Consider the following 17,262-nt stretch of genomic DNA (forward strand, 5'->3'; position numbering starts at 1 on the left):
GGGGAGGGAGAAGCATGGTGCCCTGCCCCGCACGCGGGGAAGGGAGAAATCCGGTGTCCTCCCCCGCATGCGGGGAAACAAGCGACCTGGACGCATAGATGGCGCTCGGGCGGGGCAGGCGCGACAGGGGCGGGATCGATGCGTGGCCGGGCTATGTGGACGCGCTGTCCACGCTGCTCATGGTCATAATCTTCGTCCTGCTTGTCTTCGTCCTCTCGCAGGGTTTTCTCTCCGTCGCGCTGTCGTCGCGCGACCGCGCACTCGACCGGCTGAACCGCCAGGTGGCGGAACTCGGCGAGTTGCTGGCGCTGGAACGCGGCCAGGCGGAGGAGCTGCGCGGCACGCTCGGCCGCACCAACGAGGAGCTGCGCGCCGCCGCGACTGCGCGCGACACGGCGCTGCGCAACCTCTCCCTGCTGCGCGACGAGCGCGACCGGCTGGCGACCGAACGCGACAGCTCCCGGGGCGAGCGCGACCGGCTGGCGGCGCGGCTGGCCGACCTCGAAGCCGCGGCGCGCGGCGGCTCTGCGCGCGTCGCGGAGCTCGAAGGACGGCTGGCGGAGGCGCTGGCGCGCACGGAAGCGGTGGGCGGCGACGCCGCGCGCACCGCGCGTACCCTGACCGAGGCACAGCGCCTGCTCGCCGCCGAGCGCGCGGCGCTGGAAGCGGTGCGTCGCGACCTCGGCACGTCGCGCGAGCAGGCCGCCGCGCTCGGCCGCGACCTCGATGCGGAACGCCGCGCGCGGGAGGCACGGGAACGCGACCTGGCCGCGGCACAGACGCTCGGCGAGGGGCTGACGCGCGACCTCGCTACCGAACGCGCGGCGCGGGAGGCGCGGGAGCGCGAGCTGGAAGCCAGCCGCAACCAGGCCGAGACGCTGACGCGCGAACTGGCCGAGACGCGCAGCGCGCGGGATGCGAACCAGCGCGCGCTCGCCACTAGCCGGCAGGAAGCGGAGTCGCTGACCCGCGACCTCGCGCAGACGCAAGCCGCGCGGGAGGCGCTGGACCGCGACCTCGCGCAGCGCCGCCAGGAAGCCGCGGCGCTGGCGCGCGACCTGGCCGCGGCGCGCCAGCAGCTCGAAGCCGCGCGGCGCGACATCGCCGGCTTGCGCGAGGAGCAGGCAAAGCTCGACCAGACCGTGCAGGCCGACCGCGCGACGATCGAGGCGCGGCTGTCGGACATCGCGAAGCTGGCCGACCAGGTGCGCGCGCTGGAGGCGCTGCGCGACCAGTTGGAACGCCAGGCGGCCGAGGCCATCGCGCGCGCCGGCGAGCAGGAAAGGCTGCGCACCGCCGCACAGCAGGCGGCGGCCGAGGCTGCGCGCCGCGCCACCGAATCCGACCAGCAGCGGACGGCCGCGCAACGCGCCGCGGAAGAAGCCGCCCGCGCCCGCGCCGCGGCGGAGGCGCTGGTGGCGCAGGCCACCGGCCGCACCACGGAAGCCGAGCGCGCCGCCGCCGAGGCCGCGCGGCAGCGGGAGGAAGCCGCGCGCCTCGCCGCGGAGGCCGAACGCCAGCGCGACGCCGCCGCGCAGCGCGCCGCGCAGGCGGAACGCGAGCGCCAGGCGGCGCAGAACCAGTCCGGCGAATTCGCGCGGCTCTCCGAAAGCGCGCGCGCGCAGGTCGCGCTGCTGAACAGCCAGCTCGAACAGCTTCGCGGCGAGATCGCGCGGCTGAATGCGGCGCTCGATGCAGCCGAGGTCGAGGGCCGCGACCGCGACACGCAGATCGCCGTGCTGGGGCAGCGGCTGAATGCCGCGCTGGCGGCGCGGGTGGAGGAGTTGCAGAGCTACCGCTCCGACTTCTTCGGCCGGCTGCGCCGCGTGCTGGGCGAGCGGCCGGAGGTGCGCATCGCCGGGGACCGCTTCGTGTTCCAGTCGGAGGTGCTGTTCCCCGTCGGCAGCGCGGAAATGTCTCCGGCCGGGCAGCAGCAGATCCGCGACCTCGCGCGCGTGCTGCTCGATCTCGCCGCGCAATTCCCGCGCGACCTGTCCTGGGTGCTGCGGGTGGACGGGCATGCCGACCGCAGCCCGATCCGCGGCGGCGGCCGCTTCGCCAACAACTGGGAACTGTCGGCCGCGCGCGCCATCGCGGTGGCGCAGCTCCTGATCGATGCCGGCCTGCCGCGCAACCGCGTGGCCGCCGCCGCCTTTGGCGACACCCAGCCGCTGGACGACCGCGACACGCCGGAGGCCTACGCCCGCAATCGCCGCATCGAGCTGCGGCTGGAAGCCGGGCCGGCACCCAATGCGCCCGCCGATGCGCCCTCCCCCGCGCAATCCCCGGCCCAGGCGCCGGTGCAGCCCGCCACGCGAGACCTGCGGGAGGCGACGGCGACGCTCGCCTGCGCCCGCGTCGCGGTGGCGGAGACGCCGCAGGGGATGCAGGTGACAGGCCTCGGCCAGCGCGGCACCACGGCACGTCTGCGCGCCACGGCGCCGGCCAACACGCGGCTTTCCGTTGCCGAGTTCGAAGGCCCCTATTGCGGCGTGCTGCAGGCGCTGCGCCAGGCGCAGGCCGGGGCGCTCGGGGTGCAGGTGGTGGGCGGCACCACCCTGCCCCGCCGCAGCCTGCTGCGCGTGGACCTCGCCTTGCCGGGATGGCAAGCGGAGGTGCTGCTGGTCTTCCTGGCCAATGACGGCCAGGTGGTGCAGCTGCGGCGGCTGGAGCGGCAGGACGCTGGCGCCCGGCTGCGCATCGGCGAGCCGCAGGGCGATTTCTCCGGCTGGGCGGTGGATGAGCCGCTGGGCACGGATCTGGTGCTGGCCATCGCCTCCGAAGGCCCACTCTTCGCCACTCCGCGGCCGGAGGCGGAGACGACCGAAAGCTTCGCGCCGGCGCTGGCCGCCGCGGTGGCGGCGGCGCAATCCGCCGGTCGGCGCGTGGCGGCCACGGCGGTGGTTGTGGAGGTGGTGCCGTAGCCGCGGCGCTTGGCGCGCTCGCCGCGACGTAGGACAACAGCGGGCCCCTGACGCCGGACACCGCATCATGACCGCCAGCCTGCATGTCGTGGACCACGCCCTGCTCAGCCACCGCCTGGCGGAGCTGCGCGATGCCGCCACGCCCTCCCCGCGCTTCCGCCGGCTGCTGGCGGAGATCGGCGCGATGCTGACGGTGGAGGCGACGCGCAACCTGCCGTCCGTGATCGCCAAGGTGACGACGCCGCTGACCACGATGGACCATCGCCGCCTGGCCGGGCCGGAGCCGGTGCTGGTGGCGGTGCTGCGCGCCGGGCTCGGCCTGCTGGAAGGCGCGATGCAGATGATGCCCGACGCGCCCGTTGGGCATGTCGGGCTGGTGCGGGACGAGCACACGCTGAAGCCCTCGCAATACCTGCTGCGCATGCCGCCGGAGGTGACCACGCGCGGCGCCATCCTGTTCGACCCGATGCTGGCCACCGGCGGCAGCGCGATCGCGGCGGTGGCGCGGGTGAAGGAGGCCGGCGCGCCGCATCTGCGCTTCGTCTGCGTCGTCGCCGCGCCGGAAGGTGTCGCGAAGCTGCGGGAGGCGCATCCGGACGTCGCGATCTACACCGCGGCGCTCGACGTGAAGCTGAACGAGCGCGGCTTCATCGTGCCGGGCCTCGGCGATGCCGGCGACCGCTGCTTCGGGACCGAGGGGTAGCGGCGCCGGACCCTCGCCAGGATGGACGGCAAGCGGCCACGCCCTGACCGCAAGCGGCTGGAACCGCCCACCCATGCCGAGGCGGCGGCGGCGTACAGATCCGGCCGCAGGCTTGTCATCGGCGGCATCGCCGGGATCGGCGCGCTGCTCGCCGGGCTCGTCGTCGGCATCCCCGCGCTCTTCCCCGATGCGCAGCCGAAGCAGCGCTTCGACAACCGCCGCATCATCCCGCCTCTGCTCCGCGCGCGCATGGAGCTTCGCCGGCCCGGCGGGCGGGAGGCCGACCAGCGCGGCACGCTGCCGGGCGATCTCGACGAGCAGGAGGCGCTGCTGGTGCTGAGCCGCGTCGAGATGCGCGACTGGAACCTGTCGCTCGAGACGCCGGCGCAGCGCGAGATGCTTGAGGTGACGTCCTATCTGGCGGACGACATCTGGCGCGCGGCGCAGGTGCGCGTCGCGGTGGTCCCGACAGGCGGCGCACCGGATGCGCGGCTGATCGCCGCGCAGGGCAACACGGCCTGGGTCTGGGCCGACCAGCTTGTCGCTGCCGGGCCCGGCTTCATGGGCAGGACAGCGGACCAGGCGGAGCTGATCCGCCTCAATCCCGAGCTCGGCCTGGACCGGCCAGGGCTTGCAAGGCGGCTGAGCCTGGCGGAGGCGCTGGTGCTGGACGGCACGGCATCCGGGCGCGGCGGCTTCGCCTTCGATCCCGCGACGCGCATCGCGCAGCGTCGCACCGAGCCGCGCGCCACGCCGCTGCCCCCGCTGTTCCCCGCCCCCGCCTTCGCCGGGCCGGCGCTGGCGCGGGAGGGGCGGGTCGGCACGGGCTGGTTCGGCCTGCTGCCGGCGGCGATTGCGATCACCGCGGCGGTCGGGGCGCAGGATGCCGGCGGCGCCTTCCTGCCGCCGACGCCGGAGCCAGGGCCGATGCGGCTGTGGCGTGGACGGGTACGCGAGGCGGGCGGCACCGGCGCTGTGCTGGAGGCAGCCGAGCCGGTGCCGGGCGTCGCACCGCTGCCCGCCGGCGGGCTGATCGTGGACGCGCCGGGACGGCTGCTGGCGCCGGGGGACCCGCCCTCCATCCTGTTGGCGCAGGTCGGCCCGTTGGGCGCGACACCCGAATGGGTCAGGCGGCTGCGGCTGGACGGCACGACGCTGTGGGAGACCGCACTTCCCACCGCGGAGCATATCGCCTTCGCCATGGCCGAGCCGGGGCGGCTCTGGCTGCTCGCGACTCCGGATCGCCTGAGCCAGACCCTTTACGCGATCGCGCTGGCCGATGGCCGTATCATCCGGTCGAGGCCGGTGGCGTGACGGGGCAGGAGGCGACGATGGGCGGCATGCAGGATCAGGCGGCGGCGGGTGCGCGGCGCGAGGGCTTTCGCGCGCTGCACGCGGAGGGGTGCTTCCTGCTGCCCAATCCGTGGGACGTCGGGACGGCGAAGTATCTCGCGGCGCAGGGGTTCCGGGCGCTGGCGACGACCAGTTCCGGCGCAGGCTGGAGCCGCGGAATGGCGGATGGCGCGATGGATCTCGACGCGGTGCTGCGCCACGTCGCGGAGATCGTCGGCGCGACCGACCTGCCGGTGAACGCCGATTTCGCGCATGGCTACGGCGCGGATGCCGAGGGCGTGCTGGCGGCCGTTGCGCGCTGCCTGGACACCGGCGTCGCCGCGCTGTCGGTGGAGGATGCCACCGGCGATCCGGCACGGCCGCTGTTCCCGCTGGAGGAAGCGGTGGCGCGCATGAAGGCGGCGCGCGCCGCCTGCGATGCGGCGCCGGGGCGCGGCGTCCTGGTGGGCCGCGCGGAGTGCTTCCTGACGGGCCATCCCGATCCGCTGGCGGAATCGCTGAAGCGCATCGCCGCCTATGCCGAGGCGGGGGCGGAGGTGCTGTACGTGCCGGGCATCCGCACGCGGGAGGAGATTTCCGCCGTGGTGGCGGCGGCCGCCCCCCTGCCGGTGAACCTGCTGGTGTCGCGGCCGATCGGGCTGGGCCTGGCGGAGATTGCGGCACTCGGCGTCCGACGCGTCAGCATCGGCGGCGCGCTGGCGGGCGTGGCCTGGGGCGCGCTGGGCCGGGCGGTGAAGGATCTGCAGGCCGGGCGCTTCGACGCGCTGGGCGGGCGGATGCACGGCGGGGAGCTGGACCGGCTGTTCGGGGAGGCCTGACGCGGGCCGGCACCCCCGCGGCTCGGACCGGTAGCGTTACCACATCCGGTGGGTGACTTTGGGGGCTGACCACCATATCTTGTGTCTCCCGACTCGCACCCTGGCGAGAAGGCGAGGAAGGCACGCAATGGACGGTTCTCTCTACGGCCTGCGCCCCGACGCCCCGGCACAGCGCCCCGGCACGAGTTTCGGCGAGGCGCCCTTGCCGGCCCGCGCGCTCGACCCCGGGATGGGGGTCGCCGTTGCGCGGCGCACCGTGTTCCGGCCCGGGGATGACGAGGATTTCGGGCGGGTCGCGGACCGCGTCGCGGCGGGCAACATGGCGCTGCTCGGCGCGGCGGCCGATCCGGCGGAGCAGGCGCGGCTGCGCAATGCCATCGCCACGGGCGCGCTGATCACCTCCGGCCGGCACCTGCAGCATGGCGATGCCGAGCAGCCCGGGCGCAACATGGAGGTCTTCACCAACTGCGCGACGGCCGCCGCCTCCTTCGCGCTGTTCTACCTGCTGCTGAACGGCAGCGGCGTCGGCCGCGCCTATGACGACGAGCTGGTCGCGGTGGACTGGGCCAAGGCGCCGCGGCTGCTGCTGCATCTCGCGCGCGACCATGCGGACTGGCCGGAGACGCGCGCCGAGCTGCACCGCTTCGGCGCGGAGTTCGGCCTGCTGCCCTGGGGCACCACGCCGGACGCGATGAGCGACGCGCAGGAGGCGGAGATCCGCGGCTGGATCGCACGGGAATTCGCGGCCGATGCAGCGCCGACGGATGCGATCCGCCATGTCGTCGCCGACAGCCGCGAGGGCTGGGGCAAGGCGGTGGAGCTGCTGGAATGCCTGGCCTTCGAGGGCGCGGCGGATCGCACGCTGCTGCTGGACTTCTCCGCCATCCGGCCGCGCGGCGCGCCGATCGGCGGGATGCAGGGGCGGCCGGCCTCCGGCCCGCTCTCGCTGATGCGCGCCTTCGTCAACCTGCGCCAGCATGTGCTGGAGCCGGCGCGGCATCGCGCGCCGGATGACGAGGCGCTGCAGCCCTGGGAGCAGGCGCTGCTGGTGGACCACTATCTCTCGGTCGAGGTGCAGGTCGGCGGCGCGCGGCGGGCGGCGCGCATGGCGACGAAATCCTGGCGCGATCCCGGCATCTTCCGCTTCATCCGCGCCAAGTCCGAAGGCGGGCTGTGGACGGCCAACAATTCCGTGATGGTGGATGCGGCCTTCTGGGACGGCGTGCGCGCGGCGCGTGCCGGCAGCGAGGCGGCGCTCGATCGCCACGCGCTGGCGGTGTTCGAGGAAGCCACGCGCTGCGGCTACATCAATGGCGAGCCCGGCTTCATCAATGGCGACCGGCTGGAGGACCACCGCACCGGCGCGGCGCGGCAGAAGCCGGTGCACGACGACGGGCGCGACCTGCGCTCCGCGCGCTACCAGGCCGATCATGCCGTGCCGCTGCTGGCGGAGCTGTCGCGCCGCGCGCGCGACTCCCGCTTCCCGGTGACCACGAATCCCTGCGGCGAGATCACGCTGCATGTGACGGGCGGCTATTGCGTGATCGCCGATTTCGCACCGCTGCTCGCCTGCCCCGAGGATCTCGCCACCATCACGCCCGGCGCGGTGCCGGACGCGGTCGCGCGGCTGTGGGATGCGCGGGTGGAGGACAGCGTGCGGCTCGGCGTGCGCTTCCTGATGCGCGCGAACCTGATGGACGCGCTCTATGGCGAGGAGGTGCGGCGCACCAACCGCATGGGCATCGGGCCCACCGGGCTGCACGAATGGGCCTGGATGCGCTGGGGCCTCGGCTTCGACGACCTGCTGGACGAGCAGCGCGCGGCACCGTTCTGGGCGATGCTGGAGCGGCTTTCGGAGGCGGCGAAGGCGGAGGGGCTGGACTACGCCGCGGAGCTCGGCCTTGAGCAGCCGGTCACCGTCACCACCGTCAAGCCCGCCGGCACGACAAGCAAGCTGTTCGGCCTGACCGAAGGGGCGCATCTGCCGGCGCGGCGGCAATACCTCCGCTGGGTGCAGTTCAAGGGCACGCGCGATGCGGCGGGCGGCTGGGAAGCTGACAGCGACCGGCTGCTGCCGGACTACGAATCGCGCGGCTATCCCGTGCGCGAACTACGCTCCTTCCCGGGCATGTCCATCGTGGGCTTCCCGACGCTGACGCTGATCCAGCGGCTCGGCATCGGCGAAAGGCTGGTGACGGCGCCGGAAGCGCCGCCGGAGGCGCAGTACCGCTGGCTGTCGCTGCTGGAGAAGCACTGGATCGGCGCGGCGCGCGGCAACCAGGTGTCCTACACGCTGAAGATCTACACCGACCGGCACGACATCGACGCCTTCCGCGACCTGGTGCTGGAGCACCAGCCGCGCATCCGATGCTGCGCCATCCTGCCGAGCCGGCCGGACAGCGAACTCGGCTACGAATACCTGCCGGAGGAGGAGGTGCCGCTCGGCCGCTTCGCGGCGATCGTGGAGAGCATCCGCGATCCCGCGCTGCATGAGGCGGTGGACATGGCGCATCTCGCCTGCGCCTCGGGCGTCTGCCCGATCTGATTCGTCCGCGACGTTGCGATCAGGTGCGCGGCAGGCCGGCGAGGCTCCGGTCCGCCGCCGCCAGCGTGAAGGCGATGTCGTCCTCGGTATGCGCGGCAGAGACGTACCACAGCCCGCGCTCGATCAGCCGTACGCCTTCCAGCAGCATGGCCTGGCAGAAGGCGTGATAGGCCGCCTTGTCGTCGGCTGCGACGTGGCGGAATTCCGTGGCGCGGGCGAGTGTCGAGAAGCCCATGTGGAACATCGGCCCCGGCCCCTGCACGCGCAGCGCGATCCCGTGCTTCGCGCCGAGCTGCGCCAGCCCGTCGCGCAGCGCGGCGCCGAGCGTCGCGATGCGGCGCAGCGCGTCGTCGCGTTCGAGGATCTCGACCGTCGCAAGCCCCGCTGCGATGCAGGCGTTGTTCCCGTTCATCGTGCCGGCGTGATAGGTGCGCCCCGCCTCCAGCGGCGCCATCCATGCCTCGCGCCCGGCGATGGCGGCGAGCGGGAAGCCTGAGCCGAGCGCCTTGCCGAACAGCGCAAGGTCCGGCGTCACGCCGTAATGCCCCTGCGCGCCGCCGAGGCCGATGCGGAAGCCGGTGATGATCTCGTCGAAGATCAGCGCGCTGCCGTGCTCGTCGCAGATCGCGCGGAGCCCTTGCAGGAATCCCGGCAGCGGCTCGATGCAGCCCTGGTTGCACATCACGGGCTCCGTGATGATGGCGGCGACTTCCTGCCCATGCGCATCCATCGTGCGGCGCACGGCGTCGAGGTCGTTCCACGGCAGGCAGATGATGTCGGCCGCCGCGCTCTCCGCGATGCCCGCGCACCAGGGCACCGGCGCGTCGCCGGCATTGCCGGGCGGCGCGACGTTCCACGCCACGCTGTCGAGCCAGCCATGATAGTGCCCGTCGAATTTCAGGATGCGCTGCCGCCCGGTCTTTGCCCGCGCGATGCGGATGCAGGCCTGCGCCGCCTCCGACCCCGACGACGTGAATCGCAGCTTCTCCGCGCAGGGGATCAGCCGCTGCAACGCTTCCGCCAGCAGCACTTCCTCGGCGTGCTGGCCGGCGAAGAGCTGGCCCTTCGCCACCGCCGCCTGCACGCGCGCGACAAGCTCGGGATGCGAATGGCCGAGGATGCAGGGGCCCTGCGAGAGGGTGAAGTCGAGCAACTCGTTGCCATCCACGTCCCACATCCGCGCGCCGTCCGCGCGGGTGTAGTGCATAGGGTGGAACACGCCGAAGGCGCGGAACTGCGAGCTGACGCCGCCCGCCAGTACGCTGCTCGCGCGCTCGTGCCAGGCGCGCGATCCGGCAAAACGGGCTTCGGCCGTCACTGCACCTGCGCTCCGGATGCGCGGACCACGGCGCCCCAGCCGGTGATCTCCTTGTCGATGAAGGCGGCGGTCTCGGCCGGGGTGCTGCCGATCGGCAGGCCGCCGGCGATGATCAGCCGCTCCCGCACGGTCGGCTCCTCCACCGCGGCGCGCAGCGCGGCGCTGTAGCGCTGCGCGGCCTCGGCCGGCATGCCCGCAGGGCCGAGCACGGCGAGCCAGGAGCTGACCTGGAAATCCGTCAGCCCGGCTTCCGCGAAGGTCGGCACATCCGGCAGCGTCGGCCAGCGCCGCGGCAGCGCGACGCCGAGCGCGCGAAGCTGCCGCGCCTCCAGCGCGCCGGCGACGGCGGCGATGTTGGTGAAGGCGAGCTGGATCTGCCCCGTGGTGAGCTCCGGCACCATCAGGTTCTGCCCGCGATAGGGGACATGCACCATCTGGATGCCGGCCTTCTGCTCCAGCATCACGCCAGCCAGGTGCTGCGTGGTGCCCGGCCCGTTGGAGCCGTAATTCAGCTTGCCCGGATTGGCCTTCGCATAGGCGATCAGCTCCGCGACGCTGGTCACCGGCAGGTTCGGCGCGACGACGAGGATCGTCGGCACCATCACCACCAGCGAGACAGGCGTGAAGTCGCGCCGGGAATCGAAGGGCATGTTCGCCATCAGCGAGGGGTTGATGCCATGCGTCGAGGCGGAGGCGAGCAGCAGCGTCAGCCCGTCCGGCCGCGCCTTCGCGACGATGTCGGCGCCGATGTTGCCGGAGGCGCCGGCCCGGTTGTCCACCACCACGTTCTGGCCGAGGCGCTCGCGCATCTGCTCCGCCAGGATGCGGCCGATCACGTCGGAGGCACCGCCCGGCGGGAAGGGCACGACCAGGCGGATGGTGCCGCCGGTCTGCGCCGCGGCGGTGCCGGGCAAGGCGGCGGCGAGCAGCGCGGCGAGGTCGCGTCGTTTCATCGGGAAGCCTCCTGCAACGGTCGTGACGGCGTGGGGTCGGGCGTGCCCTGCATGCGGCGCTCGATGCGGCGGACGGCGTCGCGCAGCAGGTCGGCCACGCTCTCGCGCGCGGCCTCGTCCATGCGCTGGGCGATGCCGGCGACGCTGATCGCGCCGCAGACGCGGCCGAGCGCATCGCGCACCGGGCGCGCGATGCAGACGCCGCCGGGCTCGTGCTCCTCCATGTCGAACGCGCAATCCGTCGCGCGCACGCGGGCGAGTTCGGCGTCCAGCGCGGCGGGATCGGTGATCGTGCGCGGCGTGTGCGGGCGCAGCGGCAGCGCGAGCAGCGCGGCGCGTTCCTCGTCCGGCAGGAACGCAAGAATCGCCTTGCCGCAGGCGGTGGCGTGATAGGGCGAGGGCGTGCCGACATAGCCGGTGGCACGGATTGCGTAGGTGCCTTCCACGCTCTCCACGATCAGCGCGGCGTCGCGGCCGGGCACGGCGAGGTTCACCGTCTCGCCGGTGGCGCGGCACAGCGCGCGCAGCGCGTCGCCGGCGCAGCTCGTGAGATCGAGGCCGCGCTGCACGGCGAGCCCGCGCATCAGGTGCTTCATGCCGAGCCGGTAGCCGCGGCCATCCGGCGGCAGGTCGAGCAGGCCGAGCGCCACCATCGAGGAGAGCAGCGAGAAGGCGGTGGAGCGGTGCAGCCCGGCGGCCGGCGCGAGGCGCGCGAGCGGGATGCCTTGGGGATGGTGACGCGCGACGAGATCGAGCAGGCGCTCCGCGCGTTCCAGCGCCTGGATGCGGGGCGGGCGCACCGGCGTCATACGATATTGTCGGACTGCAGGATCATACAGGGGAACCTTGATTCACGCTTCTATGATGGTCAAGCTGAAAGCGCGGGGCGGGAGCAGCGCGATCCATCATGTCCGACAATGCAGAACGCGCACCCGGCGTCCGCCTGCGCATCGCGGTGCTCGGCGACACGCATCTGGAACCGGCTTCCGAGGGCACCGCGCCGCGCAGCAACCGCCGCTGCCGCGCCGCCATCGGCTGGATCAATGCGCTGAAGCCCGATCTCGTCGTGCATCTCGGCGACGTCGTGCATCCCCTGCCCTCGCTGCCCGACCAGGCCTCGGCCTTCGACGCCGCGGCGGCGCTGTTCGCCGGATTGCAGGCGCCGATGCTGGTGACGCCGGGCAATCACGACATCGGCGACAAGCCGAACCCCGCCATGCCCGCCGCCGCATCGCGGCAGGACTGGGCGGAAGCATGGGCTTCGCGCATCGGGCCGCTCTGGGAGTCGCGGAGCCTCGCGGGATGCCGCGTCGTGCTGGCCTGCGCATCGCTGTTCGGCAGCGGCACCGAGGACGAAGCGGCGCAGTGGCGCTGGCTGGAGGAGACGCTGCGCGCGGCGCGCTCGGCCGGCGAGCGCGTCTTCCTGTTCACGCACTACCCGCCCTTCATCCGCGCGCCGGACGAGCCCGGCCACTACGACAACCTCGATCCCGCGCCGCGCGCAAGGCTGCTCGCGCTCGCCACGCATTTCGGCGTGGAGGCGATCCTGTCGGGACATGCGCATGCCTTCTTCCTCAACGGCCTCGGGCGCATGCGCCTGCATGTCGTGCCCTCCGTCGCCTTTGCGCGGCGCGACTATGCGGAACTGGCGCGCGTGGCGCCGGGGCCGGGCGAGGAGTTCGGGCGCAACGAGACGGGGCGGCTCGGCTTCGCGCTGCTCGACGTGCTGGAGGAAGGGCACGCGCTGCATCCGGTGATGACGGGGGGAAGCGAGGATGCGGTGCCGGCGGCGCATGCGCTGCCGGGGCTGCGCACGCATCCGCGGCTGGGCGGCGCGGCGCCGCTCGGCCTGCCGCTGCATCACCCCTGGGCGGAGGTGGTAGCGCTGCCGACCAACCCGCCGACCGCGCCCTTCCGCCGCCGCCTGGCGCGCGACGACCGGACCATCCAGCTGCTGTGGCGGCTCGGCGCGACGCGGCTGCGCATCCCGCGCGAGGATCTGGAGGATGCTGCGGTGCGCGCGCGCCTCGTGCTGCTGGCCGCCGAGGGGTTCCGTGTCTGGCTGGCGACGGCGGGCGTGCCGGATGACGCGCTGATCGCCCTGGTGGCGGAAACGCCGCTGGACGGGTGGGAGATCACGCTGGGCGAGACGGAGGTCGCGGCGGCGGCGGCGATGCTGCAGGGTGTGCCGGGGATGCCGGCGGAGTGCGTGCTGGCGCCGATGCGCAGCACGGGCGCCACGCCGGGCGCCGCAGCCAGCGCGCTCTTTGTCGGCAGCGGCCTGGCGGCGGAGGAAACGCCCGATCTGGCCGGCGGCGCCGGCGTGTTCACCGGGTGGATGGCGCGCATCGGGCGGGCGGAGGCGGTGGCGCCGTCGGTGGCCCGGCTCGCCTTGCGTGGCGCCTCGCTTGGGCTGCGGCCGCATGCGACGGTGTGCCTGATGCCGGAACGCCCGGACGAGTCCTGGTGCGACGATGTGGCGATCGCGGCGCGCGTGGCGGAGGCGCGGGCGGCGGCGCTGGCGCATCCGGGGGTGGCACTGTGGCTGGATACCTTCCTGGACGTGGATCGCGGCTACCACGTGCGGAACGGGCTGGCGGACCGGCGGATGAACCCGCGCGCGGCGGGGTGGGCGTTTGCCGGCGGGGAGATCGGCTGAGCGGGGCGAGGCCATCGCCGTTGCCGTGCACCGCCCGTCGGCGGCATGGTGCCCGCGCCGCATGACGCCTGAACCCGACTCGCCCGAAGTCCTGCTCGACACCGGCGACACGCTGCGGGAGGCGCGCGACTGGCCCGGCGCCGAGGCCGCCTATCGCGCCTATCTCGCCGCGCGCCCGCTGCATTGGCAGATCCATGTGCAGCTCGGCCATGCCGTGAAGGAACAGGGACGGTCCGAGGAAGCGCTGGACCACTACCGCCACGCCGCGACGCTCGCGCCCGACGCGCTCGATCCCGTGTTCCAGGAAGGCGAGCTGCTGCGCCGCCTCGGCCGCGGGCAGGAGGCGGCGGACGCCATGGCGCGCGCCCGCGCCATCGCGCCGGACTCGCCGCTGCTGCGCCGCCTGGACGCGCTGCTGCGCCACCGTGTGGCGGAGGCGGCGGCGCCAGAGGCGATGCCGCTGCCGCCAGAGGGTGCGCCGACGCAGATCGCCTTCGACGTCACGGACCTGCTGGACTACCTGCGCGACGCGCGCACGCCCACGGGCATCCAGCGCGTGCAGATGGGCCTGGTCGGCGGCATGCTGGAACACCCCGCGCCGCCGGCGCCGCTGCTGCTGGTGGCCTATGACCCCTCCGCCTGGCGCTGGTGGCAGGTGGACATCGCACGCTTCCGCGGCGTGCTGGAGCTGTCGCGCATCGGCGCCGCGGCCGACGATCCGGCCTGGCGCGCCGCCACCGCCGCGCTCTGCCATGCCGACGCCGCCGAGGACGCGCCGCTGCTGCCGGGCGCGACGCTGGCCAGCCTCGGCAATGCCTGGGGCATCGAGGATTACTGGCGCGGCCTGCGCATGCTGCGTCGTCGCGTGCCGCTCCGCTACGCCGCCTTCCTACATGACTGCGTGCCGCTGGCCATGCCGGAGCATTGCCTGGAGCTGACTTCGCGGCTCTATGCGCGCTGGTTCGCGGCGCTCGCGCTGCATGCCGACCTGCTGCTGGCCAATTCCCGCGCCACCGCCGGCGACGTGCAGGCCTTCGGCGCGCCGCTCGGCCTGCGGATGGCGCCCACCGTCATCCCGCTGGCGGCCGAGCCGCCGCCGCCGCGCGAGGCCGCGCTTGCCGCGGCGGAGACGCTCGATCTCGACGAGGCCGATGCGCCCTTCGTGCTGTTCGTCGCCACGCTCGAAAGCCGCAAGAACCACCTGATGGTGTTCCAGGCCTGGATCGAGCTGCTGCGCCGCCTGCCGGCGGATCAGGTGCCGCGCCTGGTCTGCGTCGGCCGTCCCGGCTGGCGGGCGGAGGGCGCGCTCGGCCTGCTGGAACGCTCGGCGCTGCTGCGGCGGAAGGTGCAGGTGCTCTCGGGCGTGTCCGACCTGGCGCTGGCGGGGCTCACCGCGCGCTGCCTGTTCACGGTGTACAACTCCTTCCACGAAGGCTGGGGCCTGCCGGTCAGCGAGAGCCTGGCGGCGGGCAAGCTCTGCGTGGTGCCGGCGCATAGCGGGCTGCTGGAATCGGGCGCGCCCGGCGCGGTGTTCTTCCCGCCCGGCGACCTGCCGGCGCTGGTGGAGACGTTGGCGCGCCTCGCCACCGATGCGGCGCATCGCGCCCTGCTGGAATCGGCCATCGACCGCGCGGCCGCGACGCGCGAATGGCCGGTGGCGGCGGCCGAGGCGCTGTCCCGCCTTGCCGCGCCGCAGCCCGCGCCGCCGCCGCGCCCCCCCTTCCCCGCGGGCGAACGCCTCTCGCTGGCCGCCGCGCCGCCGCCGCCCAGCCTAGCCGGCGCCTGGGGCGAGGCGGTGCGGGAGGGGCTCGGCTGGTGGTGGCAGGAGGGGTGGGGCTGCTGGACGCGCGACGGCATCGCCACGCTGCTGCTGCCGCTGGATGTGCCGGAAGGCACGCCGGTGCGCGTGCTGCTGGAACTGCGCGGCCCGCCAGGCGGCATCGCGCTGCGCCTGCGCGCCCGGGGCGGGGAGTCGACGCCCTGGCGGCGGCTCGACCTGGCAGAGGAGGCACGGCCCGGCGTGGTGCTGCAGGCCGAGGCCGGGCCAGGCGGTGTGCTGGTGGAACTCGATTCCGGCGACGGCGTGCCGCTCAACGACCGTGCGCAGCGCCGCGTCGGCGTGGGCGTGGTCGCGGTGATGGCCTGCGCGGAGGATGATCTGGCCGCGCGGCTCGCGGCACTGGAGGCGGCGGAGGGCTGAGGTCGCCCTGCCGAAACTTGATCCGCCGCAAGGAATCCGGCTTCCCGTTGCGGCAGGCTTGCCGCCATGGACGCCCTCCCCGACCCGCGCGCCCGGCTTGAAGCCTATGCGCGCCAGAACCTGCCGCGATACACCTCCTACCCGACGGCGCCGCATTTCCAGCCGCTGGACGAGGCCGCCTATCGCGGCTGGCTGGCGGAGATCCGGCCGGGCGACACGCTCTCGCTCTACCTGCACATCCCCTTCTGCAAGGAGCTCTGCTGGTATTGCGGCTGCCACACCGCGATCACCCGCAACCAGGCCCGGCTCTCGCGCTACGCCGCCGGGCTGGTGCGGGAGATCGGGCTGCTCGCCGCTGCGCTGCCGCCGCAGCTTCCGGTGGAGTCGCTGCATCTCGGCGGCGGCACGCCCTCCGCGATCGGCGCGCGCGGTCTTGCGGAGGTCATGGAGGCGCTGCGCGCGCGCTTCGCCTTCCGCCCCGATGCGGAGCTTTCGGTGGAGCTCGATCCGCGCACGCTCGATGACGATGTCGTCGCGCTGCTCGGTCGCGCCGGCTTCAACCGCGCGAGCCTCGGCGTGCAGGACCTCGACCCGGAGGTGCAGAAGCTCGCCGGCCGCATCCAGCCGCGGGAGATGGTGGAAAGCGCGGTGACGCGGCTGCGCGGCGCCGGCATCCACGCGATCAATTTCGACCTGATGTACGGCCTGCCCGGCCAGGACAGCCGGCATGTGGCCGAGAGCGCGCGTTTCGCGGCGGAACTCGGCGCGGATCGCGTCGCCGTCTTCGGCTACGCGCATGTCCCCTGGATGAAGCCGGCGCAGAAGGCGATCCGGGAGGAGCTGCTGCCCGACACCTTCGCCCGCATGGAGCAGGCCGATGCGGCGGAACGCGCGCTGCTCGCCGCCGGCTATGTCGCGATCGGGCTCGACCATTTCGCGCGGCCCGGCGACCCGATGGCCGTCGCCGCGGCGTCGGGTGTGCTGCGGCGGAATTTCCAGGGCTATACGACGGATCGCGCGCCGGTGCTGCTCGGCCTCGGCGCCAGCGCCATTGGCGCGCTGCCGCAGGGCTACGCCCAGAACACGCCCGATGAACGCGGCTGGCTCGCCGCGGTGGAGGCCGGCAGGCTGCCTGTCGCGCGCGGGCTGGCGCTGACCGAGGATGACCGCACCCGCCGCGCCATCATCGAGGCGGTGATGTGCGACCTCGAACTCGACCTCGCCACGGTGCCGCCGCCGGTCTGGGACAGCGCGGAACCACGCCTGGCCCCGCTGCTGGCGGACGGGCTGGCGCGGCTGGAGGCGGGGCGGCTCAGCGTGACCGAGGCCGGCCGCCGCTTCGTCCGGCACGTCGCCGCCTGCTTCGATGCGCGCCTGGCCGCGAGCCAGGCCCGGCACAGCCGGGCGGTGTAGTCGGGGCCGATCAGGCCGCCTGGCGGCAGAGCCGGCCGAGCACGGATGTCAGCTCTGCCGGATCATAGGGCTTCGCCAGCACCGTCGCGTCCTGGTGCCCCGCCGGCAGGCCGGAAGCGCCATAACCCGTTGCGATGACATAGGGAATGCCGCGCGCGGCGAGTTCGTCGGCGACCGGCGTGGAGGTCTCGCCGGCGAGATTCAAATCCAGCACCACGGCATCCGGCCGCTCCAGCGACAGCAGCGCCATCGCCTCCTCGACCGTCGCCGCCGGCCCCATCACGCCGAAGCCGGCATCCACCAGCGCATCCTCGACAAGCATGGCGACGAGGGCCTCGTCCTCGACCACCATCACCCTGCGCGGACCATCCGCCAT

12 protein-coding genes are annotated in these 17,262 nt (G+C 73.8%); 8 read left to right on the top strand and 4 right to left on the bottom strand.

The features are described from left to right. Positions 1-98: 98 nt before the first annotated feature. The 5 genes from E4T13_RS07505 (at position 99) to E4T13_RS07525 (ending at position 8,343) form a co-directional block, all read left to right on the top strand. Entirely contained in the window at positions 99-2,924 is a 2,826-nt protein-coding gene (locus E4T13_RS07505; protein WP_137177563.1) for a peptidoglycan -binding protein, read from the top strand. 67 nt (positions 2,925-2,991) lie between these two features. After that, positions 2,992-3,627: a uracil phosphoribosyltransferase gene (upp, locus tag E4T13_RS07510; protein WP_137177564.1), complete on the top strand. Its 636-nt coding sequence runs from the start codon at positions 2,992-2,994 to the stop codon at positions 3,625-3,627. 21 nt (positions 3,628-3,648) lie between these two features. Continuing rightward, positions 3,649-4,941, top strand: a complete 1,293-nt coding sequence (locus tag E4T13_RS07515) for a hypothetical protein (RefSeq protein WP_137177565.1) — start codon at positions 3,649-3,651, stop codon at positions 4,939-4,941. Further along, the gene (locus E4T13_RS07520; RefSeq protein WP_206030089.1) at positions 4,938-5,798 is read left to right on the top strand and encodes an isocitrate lyase/phosphoenolpyruvate mutase family protein; all 861 of its coding nucleotides are present in this window, start codon (positions 4,938-4,940) and stop codon (positions 5,796-5,798) included. Before E4T13_RS07515 ends, E4T13_RS07520 begins: the two co-directional genes overlap by 4 nt. Positions 5,799-5,925: 127 nt before the next feature. Next, complete coding sequence (locus E4T13_RS07525; protein ID WP_137177566.1) at positions 5,926-8,343, top strand: recombinase; 2,418 nt, start codon at positions 5,926-5,928, stop codon at positions 8,341-8,343. Between the two features lie 19 nt (positions 8,344-8,362). Here E4T13_RS07525 and E4T13_RS07530 read toward each other — a convergent pair whose 3' ends face one another. From E4T13_RS07530 to E4T13_RS07540, 3 genes are read right to left on the bottom strand one after another with little or no spacing between them, the layout of a single operon-like run. After that, the gene (locus E4T13_RS07530) at positions 8,363-9,661 is read right to left on the bottom strand and encodes an aspartate aminotransferase family protein (protein ID WP_206030090.1); all 1,299 of its coding nucleotides are present in this window, start codon (positions 9,659-9,661) and stop codon (positions 8,363-8,365) included. Continuing rightward, positions 9,658-10,614, bottom strand: coding sequence for a tripartite tricarboxylate transporter substrate binding protein (locus E4T13_RS07535; protein WP_137177567.1), 957 nt, complete (start codon positions 10,612-10,614; stop codon positions 9,658-9,660). The genes E4T13_RS07530 and E4T13_RS07535 overlap by 4 nt, the downstream gene beginning before the upstream one ends. Further along, the gene (locus E4T13_RS07540) at positions 10,611-11,423 is read right to left on the bottom strand and encodes an IclR family transcriptional regulator (protein ID WP_137177568.1); all 813 of its coding nucleotides are present in this window, start codon (positions 11,421-11,423) and stop codon (positions 10,611-10,613) included. Before E4T13_RS07540 ends, E4T13_RS07535 begins: the two co-directional genes overlap by 4 nt. A gap of 98 nt (positions 11,424-11,521) precedes the next feature. Here E4T13_RS07540 and E4T13_RS07545 point away from each other — a divergent pair, with 98 nt between their 5' ends. The 3 genes from E4T13_RS07545 to hemN all read left to right on the top strand — a co-directional run bounded on the left by E4T13_RS07545 (position 11,522) and on the right by hemN (position 16,886). Continuing rightward, positions 11,522-13,273, top strand: coding sequence for a metallophosphoesterase (locus E4T13_RS07545; RefSeq protein ID WP_137177569.1), 1,752 nt, complete (start codon positions 11,522-11,524; stop codon positions 13,271-13,273). A gap of 61 nt (positions 13,274-13,334) precedes the next feature. After that, positions 13,335-15,473 carry a glycosyltransferase gene (locus E4T13_RS07550; protein ID WP_137177570.1) on the top strand — a complete coding sequence of 713 codons (2,139 nt, stop codon included), beginning with the start codon at positions 13,335-13,337 and terminating at the stop codon, positions 15,471-15,473. A 66-nt stretch (positions 15,474-15,539) separates the two neighbouring features. After that, entirely contained in the window at positions 15,540-16,886 is a 1,347-nt protein-coding gene (gene hemN / locus E4T13_RS07555; protein WP_137177571.1) for an oxygen-independent coproporphyrinogen III oxidase, read from the top strand. A 10-nt stretch (positions 16,887-16,896) separates the two neighbouring features. On the opposite strand, the gene E4T13_RS07560 is transcribed toward hemN, so the two are convergent. After that, a complete protein-coding gene (locus E4T13_RS07560; RefSeq protein WP_240791016.1) occupies positions 16,897-17,262 on the bottom strand; it encodes a response regulator in 366 nt (121 codons plus the stop codon).

This window comes from Roseomonas sp. AR75 (assembly GCF_005222815.1).
Taxonomy (GTDB): domain Bacteria; phylum Pseudomonadota; class Alphaproteobacteria; order Acetobacterales; family Acetobacteraceae; genus Falsiroseomonas.

What these genes read in the sequence shown, in the direction of transcription:
- E4T13_RS07535 (WP_137177567.1), bottom strand. Translation starts at nt 10,614, where the DNA reads ATGAAACGACGCGACCTCGCCGCGCTGCTCGCCGCCGCCTTGCCCGGC.
- E4T13_RS07560 (WP_240791016.1), bottom strand. Translation starts at nt 17,262, where the DNA reads ATGGCGGATGGTCCGCGCAGGGTGATGGTGGTCGAGGACGAGGCCCTC.
- E4T13_RS07540 (WP_137177568.1), bottom strand. Translation starts at nt 11,423, where the DNA reads ATGACGCCGGTGCGCCCGCCCCGCATCCAGGCGCTGGAACGCGCGGAG.
- E4T13_RS07505 (WP_137177563.1), top strand. Translation starts at nt 99, where the DNA reads ATGGCGCTCGGGCGGGGCAGGCGCGACAGGGGCGGGATCGATGCGTGG.
- E4T13_RS07545 (WP_137177569.1), top strand. Translation starts at nt 11,522, where the DNA reads ATGTCCGACAATGCAGAACGCGCACCCGGCGTCCGCCTGCGCATCGCG.
- hemN (WP_137177571.1), top strand. Translation starts at nt 15,540, where the DNA reads ATGGACGCCCTCCCCGACCCGCGCGCCCGGCTTGAAGCCTATGCGCGC.
- E4T13_RS07550 (WP_137177570.1), top strand. Translation starts at nt 13,335, where the DNA reads ATGACGCCTGAACCCGACTCGCCCGAAGTCCTGCTCGACACCGGCGAC.
- E4T13_RS07525 (WP_137177566.1), top strand. Translation starts at nt 5,926, where the DNA reads ATGGACGGTTCTCTCTACGGCCTGCGCCCCGACGCCCCGGCACAGCGC.
- upp (WP_137177564.1), top strand. Translation starts at nt 2,992, where the DNA reads ATGACCGCCAGCCTGCATGTCGTGGACCACGCCCTGCTCAGCCACCGC.
- E4T13_RS07515 (WP_137177565.1), top strand. Translation starts at nt 3,649, where the DNA reads ATGGACGGCAAGCGGCCACGCCCTGACCGCAAGCGGCTGGAACCGCCC.